12 protein-coding genes are annotated in these 17,068 nt (G+C 69.7%); 5 read left to right on the forward strand and 7 right to left on the reverse strand.

The features are described from left to right. Positions 1-148 precede the first annotated feature (148 nt). The 5 genes from ACRVYW_RS08000 to argG all read right to left on the reverse strand — a co-directional run bounded on the left by ACRVYW_RS08000 (position 149) and on the right by argG (position 10,480). Positions 149-2,839 carry a penicillin acylase family protein gene (locus ACRVYW_RS08000; protein ID WP_431803417.1) on the reverse strand — a complete coding sequence of 897 codons (2,691 nt, stop codon included), beginning with the start codon at positions 2,837-2,839 and terminating at the stop codon, positions 149-151. Between the two features lie 202 nt (positions 2,840-3,041). Then, the gene (locus tag ACRVYW_RS08005) at positions 3,042-3,686 is read right to left on the reverse strand and encodes a TetR/AcrR family transcriptional regulator (RefSeq protein ID WP_431803419.1); all 645 of its coding nucleotides are present in this window, start codon (positions 3,684-3,686) and stop codon (positions 3,042-3,044) included. Positions 3,687-3,690: 4 nt separating this feature from the next. Beyond that, the gene (locus ACRVYW_RS08010; RefSeq protein ID WP_431803421.1) at positions 3,691-5,877 is read right to left on the reverse strand and encodes a YhgE/Pip family protein; all 2,187 of its coding nucleotides are present in this window, start codon (positions 5,875-5,877) and stop codon (positions 3,691-3,693) included. After that, positions 5,874-8,897, reverse strand: a complete 3,024-nt coding sequence (locus ACRVYW_RS08015) for a YhgE/Pip family protein (protein ID WP_431803423.1) — start codon at positions 8,895-8,897, stop codon at positions 5,874-5,876. The genes ACRVYW_RS08010 and ACRVYW_RS08015 overlap by 4 nt, the downstream gene beginning before the upstream one ends. Positions 8,898-9,034: 137 nt before the next feature. Next, positions 9,035-10,480, reverse strand: coding sequence for an argininosuccinate synthase (gene argG, locus ACRVYW_RS08020; protein WP_431803425.1), 1,446 nt, complete (start codon positions 10,478-10,480; stop codon positions 9,035-9,037). Between the two features lie 111 nt (positions 10,481-10,591). Here argG and ACRVYW_RS08025 point away from each other — a divergent pair, with 111 nt between their 5' ends. Next, positions 10,592-11,110 carry a DUF5979 domain-containing protein gene (locus ACRVYW_RS08025; protein WP_431803427.1) on the forward strand — a complete coding sequence of 173 codons (519 nt, stop codon included), beginning with the start codon at positions 10,592-10,594 and terminating at the stop codon, positions 11,108-11,110. A 154-nt stretch (positions 11,111-11,264) separates the two neighbouring features. Here ACRVYW_RS08025 and ACRVYW_RS08030 read toward each other — a convergent pair whose 3' ends face one another. Beyond that, entirely contained in the window at positions 11,265-12,233 is a 969-nt protein-coding gene (locus tag ACRVYW_RS08030; RefSeq protein WP_431803429.1) for a hypothetical protein, read from the reverse strand. Between the two features lie 240 nt (positions 12,234-12,473). Between ACRVYW_RS08030 and ACRVYW_RS08035 the strand changes: the two genes are divergently transcribed. From ACRVYW_RS08035 to ACRVYW_RS08045, 3 genes are read left to right on the forward strand one after another with little or no spacing between them, the layout of a single operon-like run. Continuing rightward, on the forward strand, positions 12,474-13,760 hold the full coding sequence (locus ACRVYW_RS08035) for an adenylosuccinate synthase (protein WP_431803431.1): 1,287 nt from the start codon (positions 12,474-12,476) through the stop codon (positions 13,758-13,760). Positions 13,761-13,768: 8 nt separating this feature from the next. Next, positions 13,769-14,101: a beta-propeller fold lactonase family protein gene (locus ACRVYW_RS08040; protein WP_431803433.1), complete on the forward strand. Its 333-nt coding sequence runs from the start codon at positions 13,769-13,771 to the stop codon at positions 14,099-14,101. 17 nt (positions 14,102-14,118) lie between these two features. Next, entirely contained in the window at positions 14,119-15,369 is a 1,251-nt protein-coding gene (locus ACRVYW_RS08045; RefSeq protein WP_431803435.1) for an amidohydrolase, read from the forward strand. Between the two features lie 77 nt (positions 15,370-15,446). Here the strand turns inward: ACRVYW_RS08045 and ACRVYW_RS08050 are convergent, their stop codons facing one another. Then, positions 15,447-16,616 (reverse strand): AI-2E family transporter, encoded by a 1,170-nt coding sequence (locus tag ACRVYW_RS08050; protein ID WP_431803437.1) that lies wholly within the window; start codon positions 16,614-16,616, stop codon positions 15,447-15,449. A gap of 64 nt (positions 16,617-16,680) precedes the next feature. On the opposite strand from ACRVYW_RS08050, the gene ACRVYW_RS08055 reads away from it, so the two are divergent. After that, positions 16,681-16,980, forward strand: a complete 300-nt coding sequence (locus tag ACRVYW_RS08055) for a chorismate mutase (protein WP_431803439.1) — start codon at positions 16,681-16,683, stop codon at positions 16,978-16,980. Positions 16,981-17,068: the final 88 nt, after the last annotated feature.

Genomic DNA, 17,068 nt, shown 5'->3' on the forward strand with positions numbered 1-17,068 from the left:
CTCGCTCAGCGAGGGGGGCTTCAACCACGGGATGCCTCCAGGAGAGCACGCGTTCTTCGGAGATTCGCGCCTCTTCGGATGGATCGGCGCGAAAACATCCGAAGAACGCACGATCTCCGAAGAACGAGCGGGGAGGGACCGCGGCGGGTCAGCCTGCGGGGGTCAGGGTCAGCGTGTCGGTCGCGGCGGCGCGCACCGCGTCGAGCGAGAACGGCCACGGGGTCTGGCGCTGCTCCTGCCACGCAGCGACCTGGTCGATGTAGTTCGGGTGGAAGGCGTGCCCACTCGTTCCGGTGAGGTGGTTCCAGCGCGACGCGTCGAGGTCGGCGAGGTCGACCGTCATGCGCATCGACGGCACCGTCGAGGTCGCGAAGCTCCCCGACCCGAGTCGCCATCCGGTCGCGTCGACGACCGCCGAGCCGCCTCCGACCGGATACGGACCCCGGTTGAAGAGCGCCTCGATCGGCGCGATGCCGCTCTGCCCGAAGGTGCCGCTCGTCAGGGTGATCGCGTGCAGGTCGCCCCAGTTCCAGGCATCCGGGTCATCGCCCTGCAGCTCGACGAGGCGTGTGTACGCGTCCTTCGCAGAGCGCTCGAGCATCTCGCGCTGACCCGCGACGTCGATCTGGTCGTTCGTCCACCACGCCGAGCCGGGGTCGTCCAGGAGCGTGTCGACGACGAGGAACAGTCGCCCGTGGTCGGAGAGACCGACGGCGGGCTCGCGTCGGGAGAACAGGTTCTGGGCCAGCTCGTCCCACAGCACGTTCGCGTACGCGGCGGCCGCCGAGTCGGGCGCGTTCTGGGCATCCCACTGCTGCAGGAGGTCGAGGGCGCCCTGCGCGTCGGCGTCGTCGAGGGAGACGTCGGCGTACGCGGCGATGAGGCGGGTTCCCATCCAGAAGTCCTGGTCGGCTTGGATGGCGCTCATCGTGTCGGCCGTGAGAGGACCCTGGGCGATCGCGCGCTGCAGCAGGTCGGTGATGCGCGCCGCCCGCCACCCGTAGTCGAAGTCCGACCCGAGGAAGTACGGGTAGTCGGCACCGACGACGGGGTTGTTCGCCGTGACGATGTACCCCTCGTCAGGGTTGTAGGCGACGGGGAGCTCTGCGAACGGGATGAAGCCCGTCCAGTCGTACGCCGAGTCCCACCCGGGCTGGGGCATGGTCCCGTCGCCCGCGCCGCGGATCGGCAGCTTGCCCGGAGCCTGGTAGCCGATGTTCCCCTCGCGGTCGGCGTAGACGAGGTTCTGCGAGGGGACGTCGAAGAGGGATGCCGCGAGACGCAGCCCGTCGAAGTCCTGCGCACGGTTCAGGGCGAAGATCGCCGCGGCGGTGGTTCCGGCGTCGAGCGCCGTCCACCGGAGCGACACCGCCCAGTCGCCCTCGGGGACATCGGTCGGTGGCGTCACGGCATCCGTCGACCCCGTGTAGGGATCGCCCGCGACCTTTCCGAGATCGTCCGAGACGCCGGAGATGATCGGCCCGTGCACGGTCGAGCGCACCTCGAGGGTGACGTCGTCGCCCCCCGCGACGCGGAACGTCTCGGTGCGGATCTCGAGCGGGACGAGCTGCCCGTCGCGCCAGTACTGGTCGCCCTGGACCTTTTCGAGGTAGAGGTCGGTGACGTCGGCGGTGAGGTTCGTGAACCCCCACGCAATCTCGGCGTTGTGCCCGATGACGACGCCCGGCACGCCCGAGAACGAGAACCCGGCGACGTCGAACGGGCACTCCGTGGCGACCGCGCGGCACCGGAGGCCCACCTGGTGCCACACACTCGGGAGCGACGCGCCCAGGTGCGGGTCGTTGCTGAGCAGCGGCAGGCCGCTCTCGGTGTGCGCGCCCGAGACGACCCACGAGTTCGACCCGATGCCCTCGCCCGCCTCTCCCACGAGGAGCGAGGCCGCCTCGACGACCGATCCCACCTCCGACCACTCGACCACCGCCGACCGATCGGTGTGGGTGGAGGAGGCGGCGGATGCCGTGGGCGCGGACTCGTCCGACGACGACGCGGGCACCGCGTCGAGCCCTGTCGTGATCGTCGGGACGATCACGGGGTTCCGGTCGGACGGGTAGGCGGGGTAGAGGTCGGCGATCTGCTCGGCGGTGAAGCTCTGCGCGAGGAGGGCCCGCTCGATCTCCTCCTCGATGTTGCCGCGGAGATCCCACGCCATCGCCTTCAGCCACGCGACCGAATCGGCGGGCGTCCAGGGCTCGATCTCGTAGTCGGCGTTCTGCAGGCCCAGCACGGCGTACTCGAGCGACACGTCGGCGCCGTCGTGCTCGGCGAGGTAGGCGTTGACGCCCTCGGCGTAGGCCTCGTAGTACCCGCGGGTGGTCTCGTCGAGGGCCGCGACCTCGGCTTCCGCGACCGTGCGCCAGCCGAGGGTCCGCAGGAACTGATCGGTTGGCAGCTGTGAGGCGCCGAACAACTCCGAGAGGCGCCCGCTCGTGACGTGACGGCGGAAGTCCATCTCCCAGAAGCGGTCCTGGGCGTGCACGTAGCCCTGCGCGAACAAGAGGTCATGCGACGAGTCGGCGATGATCGTGGGGATGCCGAGCGCATCGCGCAGCACCTCGACGTCGTCGGTGAGACCGGCATCCGAGGCCCCGGCATCCGAGGGTGCGGGCACCGTGATCGTCCCGCTCAGCTGCGGGAACGACCGCTGGATCGTCCACACCACCGCGCCGGCGGCGATGAGGGCCACGACGACGAGCCCGACGAACACGCTGTAGAGGATCAGCCCGATGCGCCGTGCGCGGCGGCGCCGCGGCGTCGGCGTGTCGTCAGTGGATGAGGCGACCGTCCGGTTCGCGCCGGTGAGGGAGGGGAGATCTGACATCGTCGTCGAAGCGCTTTCCGGAGGCGGCGTTCGGGTGGACGACGCAGGCGCTTCGGTGGCATCCGCGTCGATGTCGGCCCGCACCCCCCGTCAGCGGGCCGTCCTTCGCATCCTAGCCCCCGTGTCGGCGCCGTCTCGTGCGCGCCCGCGACTACGAGCCGCGTCGCCCGACCGAAGACGAAATCGCCGCGGCCGCCGCGTACTACACGTCCTGAGCGAGGATCTCGGGGTGCAGGTCGAGGAGCTCGGCCTGCTCGCGCCACGAGAGTCCCGCGATCGACAGCACGACCCGCACGACGGCGGCCGACGCGTCGTGCGTGCTGAGCCGCAGTTCGCGCAGCGTCGAGCGGGCGGTCTCCTCGATGAGGAAGGCGAGCAACTCGGGCGGCACGTCGCCGCGGAACGCCCCCGAGGCGACACCCTCGCTCGTGAGCTCGCGCACGCGGCGGCGCAGCGGCGCGAGGGCGCGCACCGTCTCGTGCACGTGCACATCGTCGAGGGCGATGTTCGCCGACGCGCGCACGGCGGATGCCTCGCGCCACAACTGCACCGCCATGCGGGCGAGCGCCACGCGGGGGTCCGGATCGACGGTCTCCTCCGCGATCGCGTTGAAGCGCCCCGCGCCGACGGCGATCACTTCGCGCAGGAGACTCTCGCGGTCGGCGAAGTGGCCGTAGAGTCCGCGCCGCGAGAGCCCGGCGGCCTGCGCGATGGCATCCAGCGACGCGTGCGGATCGACCGCGAGCACCGCCTGCGCAGCCTCGACGAGCGCCGCGCGGTTGGCGGTGGCGTCGCGGCGGCGCGCGACCGGGCGCTGGTCGCGGCGGGACGGGGCGGGCGAGCTCACGCGATCACATCAGCTTCGTGGACTCGAGCGCCTCGACGAGGCCGCGGTTGAACGAGATGAGCGGCCGCCGCAGCACGAGCCCGAGAAGAAGCGCGGGGAGGACGAACGCGAGGAGCCAGCCGAGCGAGATCCAGAAGTCCGCGCCGTAGATGCCGGCGATGGCGGCGCGCATCGCGGCGATTGCGTGGGTCGCCGGCAGGAACGGGCTGACGTTCTGGAACCACGCGGGCAGCAGCTGCAGCGGGTAGGCGCCGCCGGAGCCCGAGATCTGGATGACGAGCAGCAGCACCGCGAGCGCCTTTCCGGCGTTGCCGAAGGCGACGACGGCGGTGTAGATGATCAGCGTAAACACGAGCGAGGTCACCCACCCGGCGAGGATCAGCAGGAACGGGTGCGCGGGCTGGATCCGCACGAAGAGGATGAGCCCGAGCGTCACGAGCGTGCTCTGCGCGAGGCCCGTGAGGGCGAAGATGCCGTAGCGCCCCAGGTACTTCTGGGTCGGCGTGAGGTCGGGGTGCCCGGGGAGGGTTTCGCGGTTCACATCGACGCGGATCGCGACCGTCATCAGGAGCGCCCCGACCCAGAGCGCGAGAATCGTGTACAGCGGCGTCATACCGGCGCCGAAGCTCACGACGGGGAACACGGCGACGCGGTCGACGCGCACGGGCTCTGCGAGCGAGCGGGCGAGTTCGCTCGGATCGGAGCCGATGACGGCGCTGATGCCGCTGAAGTCTCCCGATTCGGTCGCGTCGATGAGCGCCTGCTGCAGGGCGTCGAACTTGTCGGCCGATTCGCCGAGGGCGGTCGAGAGCTTCTCGGTCGCCGCCTTCGCGCCGTTCAGCGCGGTGAGGATCGAGCCGGAAGCGCCCGACAGACCGGAGGATGCCTGAGCGAGATCGCCGCGGATCGCCGCGACGTCGCCGTCGATCGTGGTGAGGGTCGCGGCGAGCTGGTCGAGTTGCGGCTTCAGCGTGCCGGTGTAGGAGTTCTCGGCATCCTCAATCGCCTTCGTCGCCTGTGCGATGAGGTCGGTGATCTTCTGGTGCGAGGCCTGCGCCGAGGTGTTGCCGTCGGTGATGCCGGTCGCCGCGTCGGTGAGGGCGTCGCGGACATCGCCCTGCCGCGCGATCGAGGCGTCGATCTGCGCGATCACCCGGTCGAGGGCGGGTTGGATGTCGGTGGGGAGAGTCGGGCGCACATCGTTCTCGAGCGTGTCGCGCAGGTTCGTCGCCGCGTCGATCTGCGTCTGCACGCGGGTCGCGAGGGTCGTCAGAACCTGCGCCTGGTCGCCGCTGAGCCCGTCGATCGTGGTGAAGAGGTCGTCGACGCTCGTGCCGACGGCGGCGTAGCTGTCGGCCGTGGCCGACAGCGCGTCGGAGACGGCGCCCGTCGCGTTCGTCAGTGTGTCCTTGAGGTCGCCGACGGCGGCCGAGCCGGAGCCCACGGCGTCCGCTGCGTCGGTGAACGCGGCGCCGGAGGCCGTGATGAGCGCCGACGCGCTGTTGACCAGCGGGATCGTCCCCTCGATCAGGGTCGTGAACATGTCGGCGGTCTGCGCACCCGACCGCAGCTGCGTGGAGATGCCTCCGATGCGGGCCTCGAGACGGCTGAGCGCCGTCTGCGTGTCGGCGTCGGTGAGGTAATCGCTGAGCGAAGAGACGAGGGAGAGCGCGACATCGCCGAGCGTCGCGGTGAAGACCTCGCTGATCTGCGCCGAGACCCCCTCGGCCCCCTGACCGGTGATCTTCGGCGCGAGGGCGTTCTTCTTCTCGTTGGTGTAGTACGCGAGGCGCGTGCGCTCCGCGCCGTCGGCGTAGAAGGTCAGCATGTCGCGGCTGAACGTCTCGGGCAGCACGATCGCGGCGTAGTACTCGCCCGACCGGGTGCCGTCGATCGCGTCGTCCTTCGTCGTGATGACCCAGTTGAGCTGGTCGTTGGCACGGAGCTCGGAGAGCACCTGCTCGCCGACGTTGATCTTGATCGGCACGAGATCGCTCTGGTAGCCCTCGTCGGTGCTGGCGACGGCGACGGTCAGGTTCTTCGTGTTGGAGAACGGGTCCCAGCTGGCGAGCACGTTGAACCAGGTGAAGAGCGAGGGGATGACGATGAGCCCGAACATGACGATCGAGGCCATGACATTGCTGAAGGCGTGGCGCACGTCGCGGGCGGTGAGACGCAGGACGGTCTTCATGCGCGGTCACCTCCCTCGAGCGGCGTGGTCGGTCCGTCGGGCTGAGTCGGTCCGTCGGGCTGAGTCGGGTCGCCGGGCTGAGTCGGTTCGTCGGGATCGGTCGGTTGGGCGGGCTCGGTCGGTTGGGCGGGATCGGTCGGTTGGGCGGGCTCGGTCGGTTGGGCGGGATCGGTCGGTTGGGCGGGATCGGTCGGTCCGTCGGGATCGGTCGGTTGGGCGGGCTCCTCCGGCCGGGGTTCGGCTTCCGGCTTCGGGTCCGTTGCCGTCTCCGGTTCGGCCGTGTCGTCGTCGGCGAACAGCCGCGCGAGAGGATTGTCGTCCGTGTCGTCGTCCGTGTCGGCGGCACGCGTCGCCGCCGCGGGGTCGTCGGCAGCCTCGACGGAGGACGCGCCCGCCGCCGTGTCGGCACCCGTACCGCCGGTGGCCGGGTCGTCCGTCGTCACGTCGTCGGCGACGAGTTGCTGCGCGCCGGCCGTCGTGCGACGACGGGGACCGTGTTCGAGCATCGCCTGGCGCAAGTGCGCGTCGTCGAGGCCCGCGACTTCCTCGGCGAGCTGGAAGCTCTGCGTGATGTACTCGACGATCACGAGGAAGCCCATGATCGCGAGGATCCAGAGCACCCAGACGAACAGCAGCGTTGCGCTCTGCCCGTTCGCCAGCCACGCGATCAGCCCGATGACGAGCGCGCCCGCGACGCCGACGAGGACGGTGACGCGCAGGAGCGTCGTGTAGTGCTCGGTGAAGGGGCGCGCCCGCCGAGCGAGGTCGTCGCGGTACTCCTCGCGGTGGGCGAGCGTGTGGATGATGTCGGTCAGGCGGTAGCCCTTGCCCGTGATCTGGATGTCCTCGCCGATCAGGAGGTCGGTGGCTGCGACCTCGCGGTTGAAGACGAGGTTGAGGTTCGCGAGGCGCCGGCGCAGCACGAGGCCGAGGACCCAGGCGAGGACGACGAAGATGCCGAGCTTGCCCATGAATTGCCACCAGTGCCCGTCGTAGGAGCCGGCGATCGTCTCGCGCATCGCGTCGATGCCGTAGGTGAAGGGCAGGAACGGGTAGATGTTGCGGAAGAAGTCCGGCATGAGCTCGATGGGGTAGAGGCCCGAAGCTCCCGGGATCTGCATGATCACGAGGAGGATGCACAGGCCTCGCCCGACGTGCCCGAACGAGACGCACAGCGCGTAGATGATGCTGACGTAGGCGAGCGCGGTGAGGATGCCGGTGCCCACGAACGCCGCGGCGCTCGCCGTCTGGATGCCGATGACGAGGTTGCCGACGCACACGATGACCGCCTGAAGGACGGCGAGGGTCGCGAGCAGCAGGAATCGGCCGACGTACGCCTCGCGCACCGAGATCGGCTCGACGCCCTCGGTGTCGACCTCCACCTTGAAGATCACCATGAGGACGAACGCGCCGATCCACAGCGACAGGTTCGTGAAGAGGGCCGCCATCGCCGAACCGTAGTTCTCCACCGGGAACACCACGTGCTCATCGACCTCGACCGGCGACGCGACGAAGGTCGCGATCTGCGCGGGATCGAGGCCCGTGAGGGTGCCGAGGTCGCTGACGGCGGCGGCGGAGCTCAGCGCGAGCACGTCGGTGCGCGCGTCGGCGAGCCCCGTCTCGATGCCGGCGAGGTTCGCGTCGAGCGCGTCGAGCGCCGCGCCCGTCGAGACGAGCTGGGTGTCGAGGGCGTCGAGCAGGTTCTGCGCCTGCGTGAGCTGGGTCTGCTGCGCCGCGAGCGCCGCCGAGAACGCGCCCGCGCTCGTGGAGAGCGCCGACATCGCCCGGTTGAGCTCCGGGATCGACTGCGTGAGCACCGTGCGGAGGTTCGTCGCCGAGTTCTGTGCGCCCTGCGTTGCGGTGGTCAGGGCATCCGACGCGCCCTGGATGGCGGTGAGCGTGTCGCCCGCGCTCGAGTTCAGCGCCTTCAGGTCGGCGAGGAGCTGCTGGTCGGCGGCGTTCTGGGTCTGCAGGGTCTGGATCACCTGGGTCAGCTGCGCCTCGACGTCGGGGTCGAGACCGCCCGCGTCGATGAGCGCCTGCAGCTGGTCGATGACCTCGCCGTTGGCCGCGACGATCGCCGTGACGTCGTCGATCGCGCTGTCGATGCGGGTACCGGCCTGGCCGAGCGCCTGCGTCGTCTTGGTGACCGCGATGTTGGCCTCGGCGGAGGCGTCGGCGAGCAGCGTCGCGCCCTGCACATAGGCCGAGGTCGCGGCGTCGGTGAAGGTCAGGATGTCCTGCTGCGCCTGCGCGACGATCGTCTGGGCCTGTCCGATCGCCGTCTGGACGTCGCCGAGCGCGGTGTCGACGTCGGCGAGCGTCGCCTTCGCCGTCACAAGGCCGTCGCGCGAACTGGCGAGGTCGGTCTTCAGGCCCGCCAGGTCCTCGCGCGCGGAGGCGACCGTCTGCGCAGCCTGATCGAACGCGTTCATGCTGTCGTTCTTGGCGTTCGTGAGGTTGTCGTCGATCTCGGTGCCGGCATCCTTCAACGCCTCCGTGGCGGCCTCGGCGACCTGTTCGATGAACGCGCTCGTGATCTGCTTGTCGATGCCGGAGGCTCCCACGTCGGTGATCTTCGGGGCGATCGCGTTCGCCTTCTCGTTGACGTAGTAGGTGAGCGCGGGCTGGGTGAACTCGCCGGTCGTGATGCTCAGGAGGTCGGCGCTGAAGTCCTTCGGGATGACGATGACGGCGTACACGTCGCCGCTGCGGACGGCGCGCTGAGCCTCGTCCTCGCTCATGAACTGCCAGCCCAACTGGTGGTCGTCCTCGAGTTGATCGACGACCTCCGCGCCGACGTCGAGGGGGCCGGTGAGGTCGGACGTCGCGCCCTCGTCGAGGTTGACGACGGCGACCTGGATGTTCTTGGTGTTCGCGTACGGGTCCCAGAACGCGTTGATGTTGAACCAGGCGTAGAGCGCAGGCGTGATGAGCACGCCCAGCACGATCACCCAGGTCTTGGGTGTGCGGGCGATTCTCAGGACATCGCGTCGGAAGACGCGCAGGCTCTTGCGCACGGGAAGATGCTACCGCATAACGTGCACAGTGGTGTGCACTTTATGCGTGCGCGCAGGCTTCGGCATCCTTCCCGGGCGCCACTTCGCGGGTGTGGGGTGGGGTGCACCCGCACACTGACGCCCGGGAACGGGGCGCGTCAGTCGGCGCCGAAGTCGAACGAGGCCGACTCGGATGCCTGGTCGAGCGCGTCGCCGAGCTCCTCGAGACTCTTGTCGTACGGCTCCGCGCGTTCGGTGATGATCTCCGCCGCCTCGCCCGACGCGAGCTCGCCGACGAGCTCGGCGGTCGCGCCGCCGATGAGGCCGAGGCCCGCGTACTGCTCGAGGCGGGCGCGCGAGTCGGCGATGTCGAGGTTCCGCATCGTGAGCTGACCGATGCGGTCGACGGGGCCGAACGCGGCATCGCCGACGCGCTCCATCGAGAGCTTCTCGGGCGCGTAGGAGAGGTTCGGCGAGGTCGTGTCGAGGATCGTGTAGTCCTCGCCGCGGCGCAGGCGCAGCGTCACCGCGCCCGAGATCGCCGAGCCCACCCAGCGCTGGATCGACTCGCGCAGCATGAACGACTGAGGCTCGAGCCAGCGGCCCTCGTACATGAGACGTCCGAGGCGCCGACCCTGCTCGTGGTAGGTCGCGAGGGTGTCTTCGTTCAGGATGCCGTTGACCAGCCGCTCGTACGCGATGAACAGCAACGCCATGCCCGGCGCCTCGTAGATGCCGCGCGACTTCGCCTCGATGATGCGGTTCTCGATCTGGTCGCTCATGCCCAGGCCGTGACGGCCGCCGATGGCATTGGCCTCCTTCACGAGTTCCACGGCATCCGCGTACTCCACGCCGTTGAGCGCGACGGGGCGGCCCGCCTCGAACGTGACGGTGACGTCCTCGGTCGCGATCTCGACCGCGGGATCCCAGAAGCGCACGCCCATGATCGGGTCGACGATCTCGAGCGAGACGTCGAGGTGCTCGAGCGTCTTCGCCTCGTGGGTCGCGCCCCAGATGTTGGCGTCGGTCGAGTAGGCCTTCTCGACCGAGTCGCGGTACGGGAAGTCGTGCGCCGTGAGCCACTCGCTCATCTCTTTGCGCCCGCCGAGCTCGGTGACGAAGTCGGCGTCGAGCCACGGCTTGTAGATGCGCAGCGCCGGGTTCGCGAGCAGCCCATACCGGTAGAAGCGCTCGATGTCGTTGCCCTTGTAGGTCGACCCGTCGCCCCAGATGTCGACGCCGTCCTCCTTCATGGCGCGGACGAGGAGCGTCCCCGTCACCGCGCGGCCGATCGGGGTCGTGTTGAAGTACGTGCGGCCGGCCGAGCGGATGTGGAACGCTCCGCAGGAGAGGGCGACGAGGCCCTCTTCGACGAGCAGGGGCTTGCAGTCGATCAGTCGCGAGTCCTCGGCGCCGTACTGCAGCGCGCGGCCCGGGATCGAGGCGATGTCGTCCTCGTCGTACTGGCCGAGGTCGCCGGTGTAGGTGAACGGGATCGCGCCCTTGTCGCGCATCCACGCGACCGCGACGGAGGTGTCGAGACCCCCGGAGAAGGCGATGCCGACGCGCTCGCCGACGGGCAGGGACTGGAGGACCTTCGACATGGGTCACAAGTCTATCGAGGCGAAGTGTTGTCGAATCGGTTCGCGTTCCTCAGAGCGTAAAAGCCGGTGTGCTACGGCATCACCCACCATCTTGGGGAGAGGGCATCACTCGTGACTCATCTCGACGGCGATGCGCCGCAGACCTCCGTCGCGATCACCAACACGTTCGACGTCGGCGCTCTGACGATCGCCAAGGTGGTGGACGGGACGGCCTCGAGCAGTGTGACGCGGACCTTCCCGGTCGACGTGCGCTGTGTCCTCGTCGACGCGTCGCACCCCGACCCGGGGATCGTCCTCCACGACGCGACCTACCGGATCGGCGGTCCGGACCGGCTGTCCGCGAGCATAGAGAACCTGCCGGTCGGCAGCGTCTGCGACGTCGTCGAGACGGATGCCGGGGGCGCGAACCAGACCGTGGTGAGCGTGGACGGCGCGCGCAGCGCCGGCACGAGCACCACCGTGACGGTGGCCACGGGCGGCACGGCGATCGTGTTCACGAACACGTTCATCGCCCCGCTGCCGCCGACCGGCGCCGTCTTCGGATGGGTCACGCTCGCCCTGGCGCTCGCGCTCGTGCTCGGCGGGCTCGTGCTCGTCGGACTCACGCGCCGCCGTCGCCGGGAGGTGTGACCGAGTCCAGCTCGTCGGCGTGTTGCGCCCCGTGTTGCGCCCCCGTGCCCTGTGCCCCTGGCGCGGCATCCAGGTGCCGTCTTTTGCCGGCATCCGCGCGTAATGACGACGGATGCCGGCACCTTGTTGCGCGGTCGGCGCCTCGCCGCGGGGCTCAGCGCCAGCCGCGATCGCGCAGGGCGCGAGCGGTGCGCGCGACGGCGGGCGCGGGGTCAGGGTACAGCTCACGGCGGACGATCTCGATCTCGTGCCAGCCCGCTTCGCGGGCGCGCTGGCGCTTCGTGATGTCGCGGGCCCAGGCATCCCGCGACAGCCGGTGGTAGTCGCCCTGATACTCGATGTACGTCCTGAACTCGGGGAAGGCGAGGTCGCCGTACCCGATGAGCGCGCCCGTCGCGTCTCGGATCGGCGCGTCGAACTGCGCCTCGGGGAGGCCGGGCAGGCCTGCCTCTGTCAGCGCGAGCCAGAGGTGCACTTCGGGCCTGCTGCGCGCCCCCACGCGGACGAGTGCGACCGCCCGCCGCGCGGCGCGGATGCCGGGGCGCGGACCCGCGTCGATCGCCGAGCGCAGGTTCGAAACCGTGCACAGCGGCGGCCCGACGACCGCGCCACCTGCGCCACGCGGCGGGGTCACCAGGAGCGAGCCGACCGCGACGAGATCGCGGTGCGGGAGCACGGGGGCCAGGGTCATCCAGGTCGAGGCGGGCGAGGTCACTCGCAGGCCGCCGTGCTCGCGCACAGTCACGAGATGCGGCGCGAACCGTCGACCCTCGACACCCGCGGCGCGCGGGGCACGGTCCGGCGCGAGCACGCCGACGGCGAGCAGCGGCGCGGGAACGGGCAGGATGCCGCGCCACGCGACCAGCGCCGCGAGCCCCCAGAAGAACCGGTGCTCGGGCATCCGCTGCGCGTAGGCATCCATTCGGTGACGCAGTTCGAGTGCGTCGACGTCGGCCAATCCGTTCTGCGGCGGCGGCACGAAGGGCGCGCAGCGCACACCCCAGAACGGGCTCTCGAGGTCGCCGCCGCGCAGTCGCCGCTCGGAGACGCCGGCGCCGCGCGCGGCGGCGACGCTGAACCCCGACCCGAGGCCGGGTGGCAGGCGGACGAACGGGCGCGACATGTCAGCGAGTGTGACCGCCGGCCCGCGCCTTCGGGGCGCCAGAGCCTCGATCGGTGGACAACTCCCGCATTCCCTCCCCTGTGGACAGTCGCCGCCCGCGGTGGTCCGGCGTACAACGAGGTGCCGTGATCTGTCGGCATCCGCGCGTGATGACGACGGATGCCGACATCTCGGGCGCCCGGGCGACGTCGGGCGCCCCGATAGACTGAGGTGTAACCGTCCAGACACGGGGGAGCAGCCATGCCGGGAATCGTCATCGTCGGAGTCCAGTGGGGAGACGAGGGCAAGGGCAAGGCCACCGATCTTCTCGGTGAGCGCACCGACTGGGTCGTGAAGTTCAACGGCGGCAACAACGCCGGGCACACCGTCGTCATCGGCGACGAGAAGTATGCGCTGCACCTGCTGCCCTCGGGCATCCTGTCCCCGGGCGTCAACGCGGTCATCGGCAACGGTGTCGTCGTCGACCTCGAGGTGCTCTTCGCAGAACTCGAAGCCCTGAACGCGCGCGGGGTCGACACGTCACGTCTGCGCATCAGCGCCAACGCGCACGTCATCACGCAGTACCACCGCACGCTCGACAAGGTGACCGAGCGCTTCCTCGGCAAGCGCATGATTGGTACGACCGGGCGCGGCATCGGCCCGACGTACGCCGACAAGATCAACCGTGTCGGCATCCGAGTGCAGGACCTCTTCGACGAGAACATCCTGCGCCAGAAGGTCGAGGGCGCGCTCGACCAGAAGAACCACCTGCTGGTCAAGGTCTTCAACCGTCGCGCGATCACCGTCGACGAGGTCGTCGACGACCTGCTCTCGTACGTCGATCGGCTGCGCGCGATGGTGTGCGATACGGGGCTGCTGCTGAACGACGCACTGGATGCCGGGGACGTCGTCGTCTTCGAGGGTGGTCAGGCGACCATGCTCGACGTCGACCACGGCACGTACCCGTTCGTGACGTCGTCGTCGGCGACGGCGGGCGGTGCGTCGACCGGGTCGGGCGTCGGCCCGAACCGCCTCGACCGGATCGTCGGCATCGTGAAGGCGTACACGACCCGCGTCGGGTCGGGCCCCTTCCCGACCGAGCTCTTCGACGAGCAGGGCGAGTGGCTGCGCAAGCGCGGGTTCGAGTTCGGCACGACCACCGGTCGCCCGCGCCGCGTGGGCTGGTACGACGCCCCCGTCACCCGCTACGCGACGCGCGTGAACGGCATCACCGACCTCGTGCTCACCAAGCTCGACATCCTCACCGGGCTCGACCAGATCCCCGTGTGCGTTGCGTACGACGTCGACGGCCAGCGCTTCGACGAGGTGCCGGTGAACCAGAGCGACTTCCACCACGCGAAGCCGATCCTCGAGTACTTCCCCGGGTGGAGCGAGGACATCTCCGGCGCGCGCACGTTCGAAGACCTGCCGCTCGAGGCGCAGGATTACGTCCTGGCGCTCGAGGCCATGAGCGGCACCCGCATCTCCGTCATCGGGGTCGGCGCCGCGCGCGACGCGGTCATCGTCCGCCATGACCTCGTCGACTGAGCGCCGCGATGCGCTTCTGGGTCGGCGGCTACACGGCGGATGCGGACGGGTCGGCGGAGGGCATCGGCATCCTGCACGCCGGCGCGCCGGGTGATGCCCTCGCGAGCGGCGACCTCACCTTCGCCGGGACGGCGGCGGTCACCTCGTCGCCCTCGTGGGTGACGCGGCATCCGTCGCTCGATGTCGTCTACGCGGCGCAGGAGGCCGCGGGCACCGTGCAGGCGTTCGCGCGGCGCGGCGACGCGATGCTCACCCCGCTCGGTGAGCCGGTCGCGGTCGGCGAGGCGGTCTGTCACGTCGCCGTCGCGCCCGGCGGGACGTTCCTCGTCGCTCTCTCGTAAGCCCTCAGGAGGAAACCATGACCACGACGACCGGCGTCTCCCTCAGCCAGGACGAGCTCGCGGAGATCTACGTCGACCTGCATGCGCATCCCGAACTGGGACTTCAGGAGCACCGGACGGCGGGCATCGTGGCGGAGAAGCTCCGCGGGTTCGGGTACGAAGTGACCGAGGGCGTCGGGGGGACCGGTGTCGTCGGCATCCTGCAGCGCGGCGACGGGCCCACCGTGCTCCTGCGCGCCGACATGGACGGGCTGCCGGTCACGGAGCAGACCGGGCTCGACTACGCGAGCGTCGCGACGGCCGAGGTCGACGGACGCGTCACCGGGGTCATGCACGCGTGCGGCCATGATGTCCACATCACGGCCCTGCTCGGAGCGGCGGCCGCACTCGTCGACGATCAAGACTGGGCGGGCAGGATCATGGCCGTCTTCCAGCCCGCCGAAGAGCCCGGATCGGGGGCGAAGGCGATGATCGACGACGGCCTCTTCGACCGGTTCGGCACGCCCTTGGTCGTTCTCGGACAGCATGTCGCGCCGATGCCGGCGGGGAGCTTCGGGCTCCACGCAGGGGTGTCCTACGCGGCATCCGAGGGTATGACGATCATCGTGCACGGCAAGGGAGGGCATGGCTCCCGGCCCGAGACGACGGTCGACCCGATCGTCCTCGGCGCGAACATCGTCACGCGGCTGCAGCAGATCGTCTCGCGCGAGATCGCGCCGCAGCAGGTCGGCGTCGTCACGGTCGGGGCGTTCAACGCCGGACAGGCTCCGAATGTCATTCCCGAGACAGCCGAGCTGCAGGTGAGCACGCGCTCGTTCGACCCCGCGGTCCACGACACCCTCAGCGCCGCGATCGAGCGCATCGCGAAGGGCGAGGCCGCCGCGGCCGGCGCTCCGCGCGAGCCCGAGATCGTGTCGCAGTACAGCTTTCCTCTGCTCGTCAACGATCCCGACGGCATCGAGCGACTGCGCGGTGCCCTGACTGCCGACATACCTGGCGCGATGATCATCGACCAGGGCGTCGTCACGGGCAGCGAGGATGTCGGCGCGTTCGCGACGGCCGCCGGCGTGCCGTGCGTCTACTGGGTGCTCGGCGGGGCCGACCCCGCTCTCTTCGCGGACGCGAAGACCCTCGAGGACGCGGTCGCGGTGGCCCTGAAGCTGCCTTCGAATCATTCCCCGAAGTACGCGCCTGTCATCGAGCCGACGCTGACCATGGGCGTCGCCGCGATGCGGAGCGCCGCGCGCGCCTGGCTCACGATCACCTGAATCCCGACTGCCCGTGCACGCGCGCGCGGGCGCCGGTCCGCGCGCGCGGGCGCCGGTCGGGGAGCCGTCAAGGCGCGCTAGACCTGGGCATCCTGTTTGGGGATGTAGACCTTCTTGATGATCAGGAGGATCGACGCGGTCACCGGGATCGCGACGAGCGCTCCGAGCAGGCCCATCAGTGTGCCGCCGACGAGCGCGCCGATGACGACGAGCGCGCCCGGCACCGAGATCGCCTTGTTCATCACCTTCGGCGTCAACACGTATGCCTCGATCTGCATGTACACCAGGTAGACGATCGCGAAGATCAGTCCGCCGAGCGGCGAGGCGATGAGCGCGACGACCGTTCCGATCGCCCAGAAGAGCACCGAGCCGACGAGCGGGATGAGGGTGATCGCGAAGGCGACGACCGCCATCAGCGCCGGGAACGGCAGATTCAGGAACAGGTAGAGGAAGAACGCGACCAGCGAGTTGAAGAACGCGAGGACGACCATGCCGCCGAGGTATCCGCCGACCGACGACGTGATCTGCTCGGTGAGTTCGGCGGTGGTCTTGCGCAGCCGCGCGGGCCAGAGGCGGTAGAACGCCTGCTTGATCTCCGGCAGCGAGGCGAGGAAGTACAGGCTCAGGACGATGATGATGATGACGCCCGAGATCGTCGATCCGATCGTCACTCCGATGGAGAGCACCCCTCCGCCGATCGCGGCGATGTTGCCCGGGTCGGAGAGGAACTTCTGCAGCTCGGCGACGAGCTCGGGCGCCTGGTCTCCGAACTGCGTGACGAGCCACGCGTACAGGTCGGAGCGCTGGAAGTCTCCGATCATGTTCGGCAGATCGCGGAAGAACTGGGCGATCTGCGAGATGACGGTCGGCACGATCAACCAGACGATGCCGATCAGGATGACGGCGAACACGAAGTACACGACCGTGATGGCCCAGGCCCGCTTCATCCCGCGGCTCTGCAGGCGCTCCACGAGAGGGTTGAGGCCGAGGGCGGCGAACATCGCGAAGGCGACGTAGATCCAGATCGTGACGAGGCTCGAGATCGCCATGCCGAGCGCAAAGGCGACGAGACCGCCGAGCGTCAGGAAGAACCCGACCACGAAGGGGTGATTGAGGTTCGCCCAGAAGGTGCGCGAGGGTGTCGGCGTCTCGAGGGCGACACTCGTCGAATCGGGGGTGGGCTCGGCGGATGCCGAGGAGGCCGCGCGCACGTCGGACGAGCCGTTCTCGGGTCGGGATTCGCTCATGCGTCACACTCTAGGGGCCGCACGGCGAGTGGTGCGTCACCGCTCGCGCGATACTCTCGGGGACATGACCGACGGCGCCGACCCCACCGCGACCCTCCGCCGCCTGCGCGGCAGCATCGACAACATCGACGCCGCGCTCATCCACATGCTCGCCGAACGATTCAAGGCGACACAGCAGGTCGGGCTGCTGAAGGCCGAGCACGGGATGCCGGCATCCGACCCCGCTCGGGAGGAGCAGCAGATCGCGCGCCTGCGCACCCTCGCTGTCGACGCCGACCTCGATCCCGAGTTCGCCGAGAAGTGGTTCAACTTCGTCGTCGCCGAGGTTATCCGCCACCACACGGCGGCGGCCGAGGGCGCGTAGGTCGGGAGGGTCGGCGCGTTTCGACTCGCGGCTGCGCCGCTCGCTCAACGACCGGGCGAGGTGCTGCGGAACCCCTTTCCGGGCGTTG

This window comes from Microbacterium sp. bgisy203 (assembly GCF_965345155.1).
In the GTDB taxonomy this organism is placed as follows: Bacteria; Actinomycetota; Actinomycetes; order Actinomycetales; family Microbacteriaceae; genus Microbacterium.